The sequence below is a fragment of the Nocardia sp. NPDC001965 genome, assembly GCF_053594175.1.
Genome location: NZ_JBSFDZ010000007.1, coordinates 1 through 14,148, shown reverse-complemented (window position 1 = coordinate 14,148; position 14,148 = coordinate 1). Strand labels below are relative to the sequence as shown.

The following is a 14,148-nucleotide window of genomic DNA, read 5'->3' as shown; positions in this document are numbered from 1 at the left end:
AGGCGGGCATGGGGAAGATCGGGATGAACTAGACCCAGCACAGCGCCGGGCGGTAGCGCCTCCCTCGTCAGTTGGAAGTACCGCAGAAGTTGTCGACATATGTCCTGCCCGTTCTCCGAAGAAGCCAATTATCCGCCTCCGATCTTCCCGCTTTTCACGCTCAGGTGACGTCCCGACCAGTAATTATCCGACCTATGGTTTGCGAAGCAGGATGGCTGGAATCAAGGTAATGCGTCGAACGGTGATCTTCTGTGTCCCAGCGCTGGCCGGAATCCGCTTTCGGATTGGATTCGAAAACGGTCGCTCCGAATTCCGTTGACGCGGGCTGCGGTCCATGGGTATCCGGCATGAGTTGAAAAACATCCCGACGTGCCATGGTAGCGAAAACATTCTCACCGGCCCGCCCTTCGGCGCCCCCGGTGAAATCGAGATCGTCGACGTGGCCGACTCCGGTCCCCCAGCTTCCCATGAACAGCATTCTATCGGTGTCCAACGTTTCCCCCTGTCCCGCAGCCCGTCCGGCAACCACTCCGCCGTACGAATGACCGACCGTCGTGGTATGAGCGGGATCGCCTTCGTGAGTGACCCGCAGACCGTCGTGGAATCCACGGACCGACGCACCGGCGTCGTCGGCGAACTGAGGGAAGATCGCTTGCGGCATATCTCGCGGCTGATCATAGGCGCCGAAGAACGCCACCGATGTACGGGCCGTGGGATCGACGGTCAATGCTGCCTGCCGAAATTGCTGCGTTGCGGTTTCCGCGTAGGCAACGATATTTTGGCGACCTGCAGGTTTCAGCAGTACGACCGTATTATCGGCATGGTCCGGATTGTCGAGGGAAAACGATACCCTGCCGTCTCGGTCGACATGCGACACGAATATCTCGGGTTCCCCCGGTTTCCGTCCGGACAGCAGTCGAGCCAGATCCCGCAGTTCGGCGGCTGCGAATGTTCCTTCGGGCACCGACTCTCTCAATCGGTGCAGCGTCTGCCTGTTATACCTATCGCGATCAACGTGCGGAATTCCATCGCGATTACCGAGAAAGGGATCCATTCGATACAGTTGGTCCTGCTCTGCTCGGGAAAGATTTCCCCACGCGTCCCGTAACGCTCGCGGATCATCGGGCAGGCCCAGGCTCGGGTGCCGGCGCACCGGCGGCGCCGAAGGTTCGATGGCCATGAGTTCCCTGAGGACCGTGCGGGAATCCCGATTTGCTGCCAGTATTCGATCGTTACCGCTGACCAATTGGTCTCGCGCCCGCCGATATATCTGCTCCAATTCGGTGCTCGCTTCTCGAACGACCTCTTCCAGCCGCTTTGCCAGGTTGTTCGCGCGGGTGATCGTGCCGGGAACACCGGTCACACGAGCAGCTCGACGGTTCAGATCAACCACGCCGGGGGGCCTCCACAATAACGCCCCCACTGATCAACGCCCGTGAGGCAGATAAAACTCTACACCGCACGATCGGAGCGCATCACCGACAATGGCGTTGCACAACCAGCACGGTGTCGCCCTTCGCCGTCGGATCTCTTCGACGCGAACCGGGCACGCCACATCAGATCCGCGTCCCTGACCAGCCCGAACCCGACAGGAACACGAGCACGAGGTCCGTGCCGGCGTCGGCGGTGTGGATCACCGACCTGTGACCGGCACCCGGATGCGTTCACCCGAGGTTTTCGCACGACAACATCTGATCCGCTGCCCCTGCCGCTGATGCCGCGCCTATTCGTGTGGGCGAACCCGGGTATCGACGGGAGTTGGATCGAAACAAGGACGGCGTCCCCCCGCGAGAATCCGGACAAAAGCGGCCCGCCCATCCGGAGATCGGACGGGCGGACGCAGCTATGCCCGCACGCAAGGCAGGAAACCGGCGAGGGTTCTCGCCACGGTTTCAGGGATCATCGACGGCGCGAAATGCGTCTGCCCGGAAAAAGTCTCCAGGGTCGCGTGCGGCATAACGGTCGCCAACCGCTCGACGGTCTCCGGCATCGGCTCCCAGGTGTCCGAACCGCGCATCAGCAATGTCGGAGTCGTCACGCTCGACCAGCGGTCGAGATAGATCGTATCGGCGATCATGGACTCGAGATCCCGGCTCCAACCGTAGGAGTCGTCGGGTTCGTTCTCGTCCGGTTCGGTCCGCCCCGCGGCCTCCAGCAGTGCTGCGGGGACCCGGGCGACCTTCTCCGCGAGCAGCCGGGCGGCCGGACCGCGGTCACCGTTCGCGGTGAGCGCCTCGAACCGGGCCAGTACCGGCGCGAGTTCCGTCCCGGCGGCGTACAGCGGCGGTTCCCACAATGCCAGCGAACGAACCGGGAGCCCGGCGGCCGCAGCGTGCAGGGCGACCGTGGCGCCGTAGGACATACCCACCAGGTGCACGGGGCGACCGATCATATCGATGATCGGTCCGAGGTCGCGCACCTCATCGGCATAGTGTTTGGGCGCGTGGCCGGGTCCGCTCGGCGCGTAACCGCGCCGGGCGGGGAGCCACAGTTCGAATCGCCCGGCCAGATGTTCGGCCACCGGCTGCCACGAATGCAGCCCGCCACCGGAACCGTGGATCATGATCACCGGTGATCCCGACCCGGCCCGCCGGTAATAGATCCTGGTCCCGTCGAACGATTCGAAGGACGCGGGTGGCCCGCTGGCGAATATGGACATGCGGCTACTCTCGCAAAGCCGGGCGCAGTCCTCCAGCGAATTGCCGCCGTTTCGCCGAGTCGACCGCCGAGTACTGTGCGATACCCGTATCCGGTCCGGATTCGAGCAGGGTGACCGCGGCCCCGGGCCGCACGCGCCCGGTGGTCAGCTGGCGTGCAGCAGGCGGAAACGGGAGTCGTGGAAGACCAGGGGTTCGCGATCCGGATGGATGGCCAGCCGGTTGATCCGCAGGATCACCACGGTGTGGTCGCCGGCCGGGACATGTGCTTCCGGCGACCCCTCGATCCATACCGAAGCGCCCTGGATGAACAGCGCTTCTCCGGTGCCCCCGTGCAGGTCCAGATCGCGGAAACGATCGCCGGTGCGGGAGCTGAGCGAACGCGCCGCCTGCTGCTGGTCGGTACCCAGCAGGCTGAGGCCGAGATAGCCCGCGTCGACCAGTTTGGGCCAGGTCGAGGAACTGTTCTGGATGCAGAACGACACCAGCGGGGGATCCAGGGATACCGGAACGAAAGTACTCACCGCCAGCCCGACCGGTTTACCGTCGACATGGGCGCAGACAGCGACGACGCCACTGGGGAAGTTGGCGAAGGCCCGGCGCAGGCCGGTCCCGTCGGCGGGGGTTTCGAAGATCTCGTTCATGATTCACCCTTCACTTCGAACGGTTCGCCGCTGCCGACAGCGTTTGTACGACCGGTCGCCACCGGTCGGCGTACGCGTCGAGCACGCCGTCCTCGGCGAAGGTCCGGTCGGCGAGATACAACCCGGGCAGCGCTGTGGTCGCGCCCAGTTCCACCAGGACCGGTTTGAGCAGCAGATCCGGCGCGAGCGCATGGGCGGGACCCGCACCCAGCATCAGCGGAACAGCCAGCACCCCGGCCAGCCCGGTACCGCCGTCGAACTGCTCCAGGAAAAGTTTCAGCAGACCGGTGTAGGTGGCCTTGAACGTGGGGCTGGCGAAAACGACCAGTTCGGCGGTTGCGACGGTACGGGCAGCCGCGGTGACGGCCGGATCGCCCCAGCCGAGCAGGCCCGGCCCGAATTCGACCAGATCGATAACCGTGGGCTCGGTGCCCGGTCGCAGCGCCGTGGCGAGGCCGACGGCCGCGGTGAGAGTTCGAGATGCCGGTTTCGGGTTTCCGACCACCACTGCCACGGTCACGCCGGAGCCTCCTGTCTCCGGCGCAGGCCGGACTCGACTGGTGCTGCTCTCTCAGTGCACCATCCGCGGCCCGGCTGCGGGAGGGTTGGACTCGACACGATCGGAACCGGTGGTCCGGGTGAGTACGTACAGCCCCTTCAGCGACCGGGGCGAACCCCGGTGCACGGGACGGTCGGCGGCGGCCGGGAAGTATCCGGCCAGCCGGCCGCGGCCGGTGGCGACCAGAGTGAGGTCGGTCGACGCGGCAATGGCGCCGAGCGACTCCGGGGTCACCGATTCCACCAGGAACGCTCCGCCCCGCTCCACGAAGGAGGTGATCCGGCCCGCGGTCTCCAACGTACTGTCCACCGTGACGCCGACATAGCCGTCGAAGGCGATACGTCCGGTGGGCCGGCCCGGCCGGCCGAGGCGGCGGCTGCCCGACAGACCGGCGGGATGCGGAGCCACCGCGACGATCCGGACACCCGGCCGCGTTCGGTCGCGCAACGCGTTCTGGTCACGGTCGCTGTAGAGAGCGACATCGAATCCCGCGTCGAGCAACCCCAGCGCGGCGGTGACGCCCGCCGGGTCGGCCCCGATCACCGCGGCCGTGCGGGCCGCGGTGAAGGGCGGATTCTCTGGTGTCATGCAGGCATGCTGCTCCGGAGGCGATTCCCGAGAGAGTATTGCGCTCAGCGAGAATCATTTCCGGGCATCTGCTACTGCGCTTTACCGAGGCATTCGCTGACGATCTTGTTGGTCGCTGCCCGGGCTTTGTCGGCGTCGTCCTTGCTCATGCCCAAGGTTTCCGGATCGGCCATCCGGGTGTCGAATTCGTCACTGACCATGGTCCGCAGACCGTCTTGCGAAATGCCTTCGGTGATGTACAGCTTCGCGGCGCAGTCGGCGAACGCGGGATCCTGGAGCCCTTTCTCCTGCAGAGATTTGGACAGATCCGCTTCGGTCAGCGCGGGCGCGGAGTCGGTATCGCTACCGCAGGCCGCCGCCAACAAGGGCAGAATGACGAAGGTCGCGGCAATCAGGGTCTTCCGCACCGGGTTCCTCTCTCAGATGTATCGCACAGACGCCACGCCGGCCGGGGTGGGTACCCGCGGCTACCCGCGCGACGTCCACGCATGTGTGTAGTCGCAGTCACACTCGGCCCGCAACCCGGGGCCCGAAATTCCGACGCGATTCACAGCCGGATGCCGTGCGGCCCATCGGGGCAGCCGTCCCCGCAGTGCTCATACCGCGGATCGGACCCGATCGGACATGGCTCGTGGCGCAAACTGAGGGCCGGCGCCTGCTGTTAGTCTGGGAACCCGGTATCGCGATCCGATCGGAGCGGCGCATATGACGATCCTCAACCACCGTCGTACCGGCCGCGGTGAACCACTCGTGCTGGTCCACGGCGTCGGGAGCCGGTGGCAGGTATGGGCACCGATCATCGGCGCGCTCGCCGAAAAGTTCGAGGTCATCGCGGTGGACCTCCCCGGGTTCGGTGACTCCGCACCCCTTCCGCGCACCACCGTCGACACACTGACCGACGCGCTCGCCGACTTCCTGGCCGAACAGGGCATCGACCGGCCACACCTGGCCGGAAACTCCATGGGCGGCGGTATCTCGCTGAACCTGGGCGCCCGCGGCCTGGCCCGTTCGGTGACAGCGTTCTCGCCGATCTTCTTCTGGGACAGGGCCGGCCGGATCTGGTGCCAGCAGTCACTGGGCCGGTCCGCGAAATTCGGCCGGATCCTCGGCCCGGCCGTGGCGAAGGTACTCGCCACGCCCGCCGGTCGCACCGCGTTCCTGGGCCTGGTGTTCGGTAAACCATGGGCCGTCAGCCCGCAGGTCGCAGTGGATACCGCCCGTGGCGCGGTCGATTCGCTGGGATTCGCCCCCGCTCTCGCGTCGTTCACCGACGCGAAACTGCACGACCCCGCCGCTCTGGCCGAACTACCGGTGACCGTCGCGTGGGGTAACCGCGACATCCTGCTCACCTATGCGACACAGAGCCGCCGGGCCCGCGAAGTGCTGCCCCGGGCCCGGCACATCACGCTCGCAGGTAGCGGGCACACCCCCTTCTACGACGACCCCGAGGGCTGCGCCCGTGTCCTCCTGGACTGGCTGCCCACGCTGCGATCCCCGGGCGACGCCGCGGACCGCCGGCCCTAGGGACGAGCCGAGCCCACATCGCGCGGTCCGGCCCGGGTCCGGATGCCGGGCGGCGCCACCGCCGGCCGGATCCGGCGACCCGAACATTCGACCTAGCGGCCCTGCCAGACCGGATCACGCTTCTCGGCGAAGGCCAGCGCGCCCTCGGCGGCGTCTTTGGAAACAATTGCGGGAAGAGCGATCTCACCCTGCTTCGCGAAACCCTCCGCGACGGTCCAGTCGGGAGTTTCGTCGATGATCCGCTTACTGGCTGCCACCGCGAGCGGCGCCGCGGCCGCGATCTCCCCGGCCAGTTCCAGCGCGACCTCCAGAGCCTCGCCCGGTTCGGTCACCCGGTTGACCAGGCCCAGCTGGTAGAGACGTTCGGCACTGATCCGGCCCCCGGTGAGCGCCAACTCGGCCGCGATACTGCGCGGCAGGCGCTGGGTCAGCCGCATCACGCCGCCGGCCGCCGCGACCAAGCCCCGCTTCACCTCGGGCAGACCGAATTTCGCGTCCCGCGCGGCGACGATCAGATCACCGGACAGCGCGAGTTCGAAACCACCGGCGAGGGCGAACCCCTCGACCGCGGAGATCATCGGCTTCACCGGCGGCGTCGCGGCGATACCGAGCGGCCCGCGCTTCTCGGTGACCGGAACCTCACCCCGCGACATGGCGATCAGATCCATTCCGGCGCTGAAAGTTCCCTCGGCTCCGGTGAGTACGAGGACCCGGGCCGACTGGTCGGCCTCGAATTCATCCAGCGCCGCCTCGATCGCCTTCGCCGTGGCCAGATCGATGGCGTTACGCGCTGCGGGCCGGTTCACCGTGAGCACGGTTATCGCATCGCACCGTTCCAGGAGCACGGTCTCGGTCATCAGGCGGTCCTCTCGTTACGCAGAATGAAGCGGTCGGCGCCGGTGATATCGATGGCGGCCCCCAGGCGGTCACCTGCAGTGACCGCCGCGATGGTCTCGCTGTCCGTCGCCCGGACAAGTATGCGGGCACCGGCCGGGTTCAGCGCACTCACCACAACGGCTTCGGGTTCGTCACCCGCACTGCCCTTCCGGTGCGGAACCGTATACGCCTCGATCACCGCCGGACCGATGTAGCCGGGCGCGGTCGCCCGCCGGGCGACCGGCACCTCGGCCTCCACCGGCCGGAACATCCGGGCCGGCGGTTCCGCCGAGTAGACACCCACACCGTGTTTGGTGATGTACCAGCCCAGCGCGGTGGTCAGGCCGTAGTCGCCGGGGTGGCGGCGCAGGACCTCGGCCATCGCCGCGATGCCGTGGGTGCTGTAGTTGTTACCGGGCCCGCCGCCGAAGGTCAGACCGCCGGTGACGGTCAGCGGGCGCGCCGGATCGTCGATGCACAGGCCGAGGGCGGCCGCGCCGACCTGTACGGCCACCGGGAAACACGAGTACAGGTCGATATGCGCGATATCGTCGATTCCGATTCCCGCACCGCCCAGCGCCGCCCGCCCGGCCGCCGCGATCGCGGGTGAAGCGGCCATATCGGTACGTTCGGAGACGAACCAGGTATCGGTGGCGGTCGCGCCGCCGTGCGGGAAGACCCAGAGATCCCGCGGGACTCCCGCCGCGTCCGCCGCGGCCGCGCTGCACAGGATCAGGGCAGCGCCCTGGTCGACGGTCAGGTTCGCCATCAACAGCTTGGGATACGGGGTGGAGACCATCCGGTTGTCGGCTCCGGTGGTGATCAGCTCGCGCACGCCGCGTTCGCGCGGCAACCAGGCGTAGGGGTTGCGCGCCGCCACCGCGGAGAACCGCGACCACAGTCCGCCGATCCGGGCCAGATGGGCCTGTTCGTCGAGTCCGAGCCGATTGCGCATGGCCGATTCCATCAGCGCGTACACATAGATCGGACCCCACAGCCCGGCCGCGGTCTCCATGTCGGTATTGGGGGCGTCGTCGGCCCCGACGATCAGATCGGGCCGGGCGTTCTCGTCCTGGTCCGGCCAGCCCGGATCCGTACCGGCCCGTTTGGCGGTGTTCCAGGAGGCGACCGATTCCGCCCCGCAGAGCAACGCGATATCCGCCCGCCCTTCGGCAATATCGTTCGCCAGCATATTCAGCAGCCGTTGCGGGGCATCACCGCCGTAGGGCGCCGATTGCACAGTCCGTTTCGGGGAGGCACCCACCTCGGCCGCGACCAAGGTCCCCAGGTCGGCGTACTGGCGACTCACCGGCGATACCGAAGCGATCACATCCGCCGAACGCAGCAGCGCGTCCCCGGTCCCGCTGTCCGCACCGGCCCGGCGCAGCGATTCGGCCGCGAGCTCGACAGGTCCCGGCAGGCCCGGTTCACCGGATCGGTGCACGACCTGTCCCACGCCGACGAGCACCGGTGTGCGCGGGTCCATTCCGGCTGGCAGCATGCGTCCTCCGCTTCCTCACTGAAGTCTCCCGCTGAAATCCACGGTTAACTTTCGATTAGACCATGTAGCGGTCTATGTCGCTTGTGGACCGAAGCCTCCATCCGGCACCGTCGCGGCTCGATCCTCGCTTCCGCCGGGGCCGGGAATGACACCCGGGAAGAACCGCCGACAATGCGTCTGATCAGGCCGAATCCACTGCTAACATGTCCGCGTTCTGCCAGCCAGTCGAAATGTTCCGTGTATCCATCGAGGCGCCCCCAGTTGAACCGCGGCGTCTTTGACATGACCCGGAGGTCCGACGGACTTGAAGAGAACCCGATCCTTACTTGTGTCTGTGCTGGCGGGCGCATCGGCCGCACTCGTTGCGGTCATCGCACCGGCCGGAGCCAATCCCAACGCCATCAATCCGATTCCCGTGCTGAACGGCACCAACGGACTCCCCCAGTTACACGGGGCGACCCGAGCCGTTTTCCAGGTGACCGGTATGGCCAGCCCGAACGGAACCCAGAACTACAACATGCTCGGGACCGACCTGGGCATTATGTGGGACAACGGGCAGGGCGAAATGCTGACCGCATTCGGCGATACGGCCGGAGTCGGTTTCCCGAACCTTCTCGCGGGCAGTATGTGGGCATGGCGCAGCAATGTACTGGTGCGCAGCCATACCCAGGATCCGCGTGAGGGTATCTTCTTCGACAGCGTCGTCCGAGACGTGTTCGGCCAGGCCAGGGACCTGATACCCAGCCCCAAGATCCCGCTGCTGGAGATCAGCCGAATTCCTACCGCCGGTATCTCGGTGGGCGGCGTGCAGTACATGAGCCTCATGTCGGTGAAAACGTGGGACACCCCCGGAGAATGGACCACCAATTACTCCGGACTGGCCGCTTCGGCGGATAACGGCGAAACCTGGGCCGACCTCGCCTTCACTCGGCGTCCGAACGAGGGCGCAAACCGCAATTTCCAGATGAACGCCTTTCTGAAAGACGGCGGTTACGTATACAACTACGGCACCGCGTCGGGTCGCGACAATGCCGCGTATGTATCCCGCGTACGGGAACCGGACATCCAGAACCTGGCGGCCTACGAATACTGGGACGGCGGCGGCTGGAAGCCCGGCGATGTGAATGCCGCACGGCCGATCATGCACGGTGTCGGGGAACTGTCGGTGATGTGGAACGACTATCTCGGACAATACGTATCGCTCACCACCGACCCGTTCAACTCGGTGGTCATGCGAACCGCACCGGCACCCGCCGGGCCGTGGAGCGAGCCGCGGGTATTGATCGACAATCGTGAATTGCCGACGGCCTACGCGCCCTCGATTTTCCCGTATCAGACCGGGAGCGATCTGTACTTCCTCACCACCGTGCACAACCAGTACAACGTCGTACTGATGCGCACCCGGTTGTGAGAATCTCCGTTCGATCCACACCCTCAGCGCACGTACAACGCCACCAGGGAATACATCCCGGTCGCCCCTTTGCCGAAGATGCCCGCGACGCGCTCACGCTGGTGGATTCGCTACCCGGCCCGGCCGATCCCGGTGCGGCGGCCGAATTCGCCACCGCCCGCGAACTCCTCCGCTCGATCGTGGATTCCACCAGCACAGCGTGGCCGGGCGGGGCGGCTTCGGCGGCGGACCGGCCCCCGCGGCAACCCTGATCGACCACTACGAGCGCACCGGTGCCCGGATCGTCTACTGGGACGGGATCGCCCACACCGCCGCGGCCGACCCCGCGGTCGGCGCCACCGCGGCCGAGCGGATGCGCACCGAGGGCAACGGGCTGCGGGCGCGCTTCGGCGCGGACTATCGGTCGGTGGGGACAGGTTTCCACCACGGCGACCTCGGCACGGCGTACGCCCCGGCTCCCCGTCCCGACCTCGTCGACGCGATTTTCGGCGCCATCGATCCGGCCGCCTGGTTCGTCGATCGCGGCGACGAGATCCCCGCCGCGGCGCCTGGACGGCGGCACCGGCTCTGCTCGGGGTCATCAGCGGGTTGTACGACCCGGCGCGAGACGAAGAAGCACTTTTCCGGGTGGAATCGCTGCGCGACGCGTTCGACATACTGGTCCACATCCGCGAGACGACACCGGTGCACTGGCTGCCCGAACCCGACGCGGGCTGAACCCGCGACCCGGGGCCGCCTCCATACACTTGCCGTATGAAGGCGGCCGAATGGGATGCGCGCTACGTGCAGAGCGAACTGGTGTGGGGTGCGCCTCCGAACAACACGGTGGTGGAGTTCGTGCACGGACTGGAGCGGCGCGTGCCCCGCCTGCCCGGTCCCGACGGCGAGGTGCCCGAACTGCCCCGTGCACTGGATCTGGCCTGCGGGGAGGGCCGGAACGCGCTCTGGCTGGCCACCCACGGCTGGCGCGTGCACGGTATCGATTTCTCCCAGGTCGGCATCGACAAGGGGCGTACGGTGGCGACCCGGCTGACCCGGTCGATCCGGGAACGGATCACCTGGCAGTGCGCGGATCTCACCGACCCCGCGCTCGACCTCGGCGGCCCATGGGAGCTGATCCTGCTGGTGTTCCTGCATCTGCCGGCTCCCGAGCGCCGGCGACTGCTGCGGCAGGCGGCCGACGCGCTCGCTCCCGGCGGCATGCTCCTGGTACTCGGCCATCACAGCGAGAATCCGGTCCGCGGGTACGGGGGTCCGCAGGATCCGGCGATTCTGTTCACCCCCGAGGACGTGGTCGCGGATCTGGGCTCCGATTCCGGGCTCGTTGTCGATACAGCGCGCGAGGTGTTGCGCCCGACAGAGAGCGGAGACGCGATCGATGCCCTGGTCGTGGCGACGAAAGCCACGCCGCAGCGATAGCGCGGCGCCGCTGCCGGGAAACGAATGCGGGTCGGGTCCGGCGCCGGCTCACGAACTCCAGCGCCGGAACCACGGGGCGAGGGTGTCGGCGATGGTGTCGAAACCCCGGCGGAAGGAATGCGGCTGCCCCGGTATCACCCGCACCTCGGCCGCGTCCTCGGCGTCCGGGATCCCGAACGGATCGCTACCGCCGTTGATCACCACCACCTCGGCCGCACCGGCCGCCAGCAGTTCGTCGCGGCGGGACTTCTCCGGCTTCCCGGGTGGGTGCAGCGGGAACGATACGGCCACCACCCCGCGCGCACCGAGCTCGACCGCCGTCCGGCACGCCACTCGCGCGCCGTTGCTGCGGCCACCCTGCACCAGCGGCAGTTCGGGGCCGATCCGCGACCGCAGCGCGGCGATCAGTTCCACCCACGCCCGGTCCTGTGGTTCGGGTTTGCCGGGCGCGCGGCGTCCGGCGACCCGATAGGGCTGGAGCACCCGGGCCACCACACCACGGGCGGCCAATGCGGTGTCGCGCACGGCCAGGATGTCGGCGGAGTCGACACCGCCGCCCGCGCCGTGCGTGAAGACCAGCAGGAACGCCGGATCATCCGGGTAGTCGATCTCGGCCTCCGCGGGCCCTGAGTTCGTCTCGATCCGCACGCCTCACCCTAGCGAGCGCAGCCGGGCCCACCCGATCGCGACCCGGACGTATGCGAATCGAATCGTTATCCCAGCCGGCTTCACACCGGCCTACCCGCCGCCCGGCCGAAACCGGCCCGAAAACACCTGCTGACGGGCTGTTGTCTGTTCCGCGCATCACAATGCGGCGCGACCCTTTGCCGACCGCCTTACTCGCCGGTAATATAATTAATAAGTTACCCGCGAGTAGCCTGTCGTTCCACGTCAGCTACCCGACGGCAACCGACGGGCGGGAACGGTATCTGCACCGACCGCACCCGACTCAACGGAGAGTGAGTATCACAATGGGTCATTACAAGAGCAACGTCCGCGACCTGGAGTTCAACCTCTTCGAGGTACTCGGCCTGGGCAGCATCCTGGAATCCGGCGCGTACGGCGATCTCGACGCCGACACCGTCAAGGAGATGTTGAACGAGGTCCGTCGCCTGGCCGAGGGTCCGCTGGGCGAATCCTTCGCCGACGCCGACCGCAATCCCCCGGTCTTCGACCCCGAGACTCATACCGTCTCCATCCCCGAATCCTTCAAGAAGAGCTACCGCACCCTGCAGGACGGCGGCTGGGACTCCTACGCCGTCGATCCCGAGCTCGGCGGTATCGACTTCCCGCGCGCCGCCTACTGGGCCATCGCCGAACTGGTCCTGGGCGCCCAGCCCGCGGCCTTCATGTACGCAGCCGGCCCCGGCTTCGCCAACATCTTCTACAACAACGCCACCGACGAGCAGAAGAAGTGGGCCAAGATCGCCGTCGAACAGGGCTGGGGCGCCACCATGGTGCTCACCGAGCCCGACGCCGGTTCCGATGTGGGTGCCGGCCGCACCAAGGCGGTCCAGCAGGAGGACGGGTCCTGGCATATCGAGGGCGTGAAGCGCTTCATCACCTCAGCCGATGCCGACGACCTTTTCCCGAACATCATGCACCTGGTACTCGCCCGGCCCGAGGGCGCAGGCCCGGGCACCAAGGGCCTGTCGCTGTTCTTCGTCCCGAAGTTCCACTTCGACCACGAGACCGGCGAACTGGGCGAGCGCAACGGCGTTTTCGTCACCAATGTCGAGCACAAGATGGGCCTGAAGGTCTCGGCCACCTGTGAGGTCACCTTCGGCGGCCACGGCGTTCCGGCCCAGGGCTGGCTCGTGGGCGAGGTCCACCAGGGCATCGCGCAGATGTTCGAGGTCATCGAGCACGCCCGGATGATGGTCGGCACCAAGGCGATCGCCACCCTGTCGACCGGTTATCTGAACGCGCTGGACTACGCCAAGCAGCGTGTCCAGGGCGCCGACCTGACCCAGATGACCGATAAGACCGCACCGCGCGTCACCATCACCCGCCACCCGGATGTACGCCGCAGCCTGGCCACCCAGAAGGCGTACGCGGAAGGCCTGCGCGCGGTGTACCTCTACACCGCCGCCCACCAGGACGCCGATGTCGCGGCCGCGGTCTCCGGCGCGGATGCCGATACCGCCGCCCGCGTCAACGATCTGCTGCTGCCGATCGTCAAGGGCGTGGGTTCGGAACGGGCCTACCAGTACCTGACCGAATCGCTGCAGACCCTGGGCGGTTCCGGCTTCCTGCAGGACTACCCGATCGAGCAGTACATCCGCGACGCCAAGATCGACTCGCTGTACGAGGGCACCACCGCCATCCAGGCGCAGGACTTCTTCTTCCGCAAGATCGCCCGCGATCGCGGTGTGGCGCTGGCGCATGTGGCCGGCCAGATCCAGAAGTTCATCGACTCCGAGGCGGGCAACGGCCGCCTCAAGGGTGAGCGGAAACTGCTGGCGACCGCGCTCGAAGATGTGCAGGCCATGGCCGCCACCCTCACCGGGCATCTGATGGGTGCGCAGGAGCAGACCGACGAGCTCTACAAGGTCGGCCTGGGCTCGGTGCGCTTCCTGCTCTCGGTCGGCGATCTGCTCATCGGCTGGCAGCTGCTGCGGCACGCCGAGATCGCCGGTAAGGCCCTCGACGCGGGCGCCGAAGGCGCGGACAAGAACTTCTACCAGGGCAAGGTCGCCGTGGCGCAGTTCTTCGCCCGCAACATCCTGCCGGAGCTGACCGCCACCCGCACCGTGCTGTCGAATCTCGACAACGACATCATGGAGCTCGACGAAGCGGCCTTCTGAGTTATCCGCCCCGCCTCCGTGGTCGACCACCGCACCGGTGTTATCGGAGACAACGGACAGTCGGCGAGCGCCCACTCGCAACTGCCGATAGGCCCGTATCAGGCGGTCGAGCAGTTCGTCCACGACCGAGGAGTGCACGATGAGGCGACGCAGACTGGTGCA

Annotated in this window: 14 protein-coding genes and 3 pseudogenes; 7 read left to right on the top strand and 10 right to left on the bottom strand. The window is 67.0% G+C overall.

What is annotated here, in order from left to right:
- Positions 1–160 precede the first annotated feature (160 nt).
- The gene (locus ACWCPQ_RS13000; protein ID WP_449897920.1) at positions 161–1,393 is read right to left on the bottom strand and encodes an alpha/beta hydrolase; all 1,233 of its coding nucleotides are present in this window, start codon (positions 1,391–1,393) and stop codon (positions 161–163) included.
- A gap of 314 nt (positions 1,394–1,707) precedes the next feature.
- Between ACWCPQ_RS13000 and ACWCPQ_RS12995 the strand changes: the two are divergent.
- Positions 1,708–1,959, top strand: a pseudogene (locus ACWCPQ_RS12995) (excalibur calcium-binding domain-containing protein); the annotation flags it as partial.
- On the opposite strand, the gene ACWCPQ_RS12990 reads toward ACWCPQ_RS12995, so the two are convergent.
- The 5 genes from ACWCPQ_RS12990 to ACWCPQ_RS12970 form a co-directional block, all read right to left on the bottom strand.
- Positions 1,844–2,659, bottom strand: a complete 816-nt coding sequence (locus ACWCPQ_RS12990) for an alpha/beta fold hydrolase (RefSeq protein WP_449897918.1) — start codon at positions 2,657–2,659, stop codon at positions 1,844–1,846. The pseudogene ACWCPQ_RS12995 and the gene ACWCPQ_RS12990 overlap by 116 nt on opposite strands.
- A gap of 144 nt (positions 2,660–2,803) precedes the next feature.
- Positions 2,804–3,301, bottom strand: a complete 498-nt coding sequence (locus tag ACWCPQ_RS12985; RefSeq protein ID WP_449897915.1) for a flavin reductase family protein — start codon at positions 3,299–3,301, stop codon at positions 2,804–2,806.
- A 10-nt stretch (positions 3,302–3,311) separates the two neighbouring features.
- A complete protein-coding gene (locus ACWCPQ_RS12980) occupies positions 3,312–3,821 on the bottom strand; it encodes an NADPH-dependent FMN reductase (RefSeq protein WP_449897912.1) in 510 nt (169 codons plus the stop codon).
- Positions 3,822–3,872: 51 nt separating this feature from the next.
- Entirely contained in the window at positions 3,873–4,448 is a 576-nt protein-coding gene (locus tag ACWCPQ_RS12975) for a hypothetical protein (RefSeq protein WP_449897910.1), read from the bottom strand.
- Positions 4,449–4,519: 71 nt separating this feature from the next.
- Positions 4,520–4,855 (bottom strand): hypothetical protein, encoded by a 336-nt coding sequence (locus ACWCPQ_RS12970; protein ID WP_449897908.1) that lies wholly within the window; start codon positions 4,853–4,855, stop codon positions 4,520–4,522.
- Positions 4,856–5,153: 298 nt separating this feature from the next.
- Here ACWCPQ_RS12970 and ACWCPQ_RS12965 point away from each other — a divergent pair, with 298 nt between their 5' ends.
- Positions 5,154–5,972: an alpha/beta fold hydrolase gene (locus tag ACWCPQ_RS12965; protein ID WP_449897906.1), complete on the top strand. Its 819-nt coding sequence runs from the start codon at positions 5,154–5,156 to the stop codon at positions 5,970–5,972.
- Between the two features lie 92 nt (positions 5,973–6,064).
- Here the strand turns inward: ACWCPQ_RS12965 and ACWCPQ_RS12960 are convergent, their stop codons facing one another.
- Together ACWCPQ_RS12960 and ACWCPQ_RS12955 are read right to left on the bottom strand one after the other, a co-directional pair.
- Positions 6,065–6,829: a crotonase/enoyl-CoA hydratase family protein gene (locus ACWCPQ_RS12960; RefSeq protein WP_449897904.1), complete on the bottom strand. Its 765-nt coding sequence runs from the start codon at positions 6,827–6,829 to the stop codon at positions 6,065–6,067.
- Positions 6,829–8,349 carry a thiolase C-terminal domain-containing protein gene (locus tag ACWCPQ_RS12955; protein ID WP_449897901.1) on the bottom strand — a complete coding sequence of 507 codons (1,521 nt, stop codon included), beginning with the start codon at positions 8,347–8,349 and terminating at the stop codon, positions 6,829–6,831. Before ACWCPQ_RS12955 ends, ACWCPQ_RS12960 begins: the two co-directional genes overlap by 1 nt.
- Before the next feature lie 328 nt (positions 8,350–8,677).
- Between ACWCPQ_RS12955 and ACWCPQ_RS12950 the strand changes: the two genes are divergently transcribed.
- From ACWCPQ_RS12950 to ACWCPQ_RS12935, 4 genes and pseudogenes are all read left to right on the top strand, one after another.
- On the top strand, positions 8,678–9,760 hold the full coding sequence (locus ACWCPQ_RS12950) for a DUF4185 domain-containing protein (RefSeq protein ID WP_449897900.1): 1,083 nt from the start codon (positions 8,678–8,680) through the stop codon (positions 9,758–9,760).
- Positions 9,757–10,011: a hypothetical protein gene (locus ACWCPQ_RS12945; protein WP_449898447.1), complete on the top strand. Its 255-nt coding sequence runs from the start codon at positions 9,757–9,759 to the stop codon at positions 10,009–10,011. The genes ACWCPQ_RS12950 and ACWCPQ_RS12945 overlap by 4 nt, the downstream gene beginning before the upstream one ends.
- Positions 9,960–10,226: pseudogene (locus ACWCPQ_RS12940) on the top strand (erythromycin esterase family protein); the annotation flags it as partial. The gene ACWCPQ_RS12945 and the pseudogene ACWCPQ_RS12940, both read left to right, overlap by 52 nt.
- Before the next feature lie 287 nt (positions 10,227–10,513).
- On the top strand, positions 10,514–11,179 hold the full coding sequence (locus ACWCPQ_RS12935) for a class I SAM-dependent methyltransferase (protein ID WP_449897898.1): 666 nt from the start codon (positions 10,514–10,516) through the stop codon (positions 11,177–11,179).
- 48 nt (positions 11,180–11,227) lie between these two features.
- Here ACWCPQ_RS12935 and ACWCPQ_RS12930 read toward each other — a convergent pair whose 3' ends face one another.
- Positions 11,228–11,827, bottom strand: a complete 600-nt coding sequence (locus tag ACWCPQ_RS12930; RefSeq protein ID WP_449897896.1) for an alpha/beta hydrolase family protein — start codon at positions 11,825–11,827, stop codon at positions 11,228–11,230.
- A 323-nt stretch (positions 11,828–12,150) separates the two neighbouring features.
- On the opposite strand from ACWCPQ_RS12930, the gene ACWCPQ_RS12925 reads away from it, so the two are divergent.
- Positions 12,151–13,986, top strand: coding sequence for an acyl-CoA dehydrogenase (locus tag ACWCPQ_RS12925; protein WP_449898411.1), 1,836 nt, complete (start codon positions 12,151–12,153; stop codon positions 13,984–13,986).
- 69 nt (positions 13,987–14,055) lie between these two features.
- On the opposite strand, the pseudogene ACWCPQ_RS12920 reads toward ACWCPQ_RS12925, so the two are convergent.
- Positions 14,056–14,148, bottom strand: a pseudogene (locus tag ACWCPQ_RS12920) (aldehyde dehydrogenase family protein); the annotation flags it as partial.

Excerpts from the sequence above, each read along its gene's own strand:
- ACWCPQ_RS12990 (WP_449897918.1), bottom strand. The coding sequence starts at position 2,659 with ATGTCCATATTCGCCAGCGGGCCACCCGCGTCCTTCGAATCGTTCGAC.
- ACWCPQ_RS12985 (WP_449897915.1), bottom strand. The coding sequence starts at position 3,301 with ATGAACGAGATCTTCGAAACCCCCGCCGACGGGACCGGCCTGCGCCGG.
- ACWCPQ_RS12975 (WP_449897910.1), bottom strand. The coding sequence starts at position 4,448 with ATGACACCAGAGAATCCGCCCTTCACCGCGGCCCGCACGGCCGCGGTG.
- ACWCPQ_RS12965 (WP_449897906.1), top strand. The coding sequence starts at position 5,154 with ATGACGATCCTCAACCACCGTCGTACCGGCCGCGGTGAACCACTCGTG.
- ACWCPQ_RS12960 (WP_449897904.1), bottom strand. The coding sequence starts at position 6,829 with ATGACCGAGACCGTGCTCCTGGAACGGTGCGATGCGATAACCGTGCTC.
- ACWCPQ_RS12955 (WP_449897901.1), bottom strand. The coding sequence starts at position 8,349 with ATGCTGCCAGCCGGAATGGACCCGCGCACACCGGTGCTCGTCGGCGTG.
- ACWCPQ_RS12935 (WP_449897898.1), top strand. The coding sequence starts at position 10,514 with ATGAAGGCGGCCGAATGGGATGCGCGCTACGTGCAGAGCGAACTGGTG.
- ACWCPQ_RS12925 (WP_449898411.1), top strand. The coding sequence starts at position 12,151 with ATGGGTCATTACAAGAGCAACGTCCGCGACCTGGAGTTCAACCTCTTC.